Raw genomic sequence first — 252 nt, 5'->3', positions numbered from 1 at the left:
GAAGTCTTTCATGCTGTTGACGACGCCCGTGTGCACCATCTTCGAGAAGTACTCCTTGAACTCCTCCCAGCTCAGCACGAACGGCGCGCGGCCCGACAGCGGAAACGCGAACACGGAATTCAGGCGTGCCGAGTGAAATCCGGTATCGACGCCCTGCACGTACGGCGACGAAGCCGACAGCGAAATGAAATGCGGGATATAGCGCGACAGCGAATGCAGCAGGAACAGCGCGCTGTCCGCGTCCGGGCAGCC

At 61.1% G+C, this 252-nt stretch carries 1 protein-coding gene; it reads right to left on the bottom strand.

Going from position 1 to position 252, the window contains the following annotated elements:
- A partial coding sequence (locus R2R70_RS21810) for a glutamate-cysteine ligase family protein (protein ID WP_410979170.1) occupies positions 1 to 252 on the bottom strand: 252 nt, incomplete at both ends.

The sequence above is a fragment of the Cobetia sp. SIMBA_158 genome, from assembly GCF_046566945.1.
Classification (GTDB): Bacteria; Pseudomonadota; Gammaproteobacteria; order Pseudomonadales; family Halomonadaceae; genus Cobetia; species Cobetia amphilecti.
Note: the sequence above shows the minus strand (reverse complement) of the source record. Positions and strands in the feature narration are given on the sequence as shown.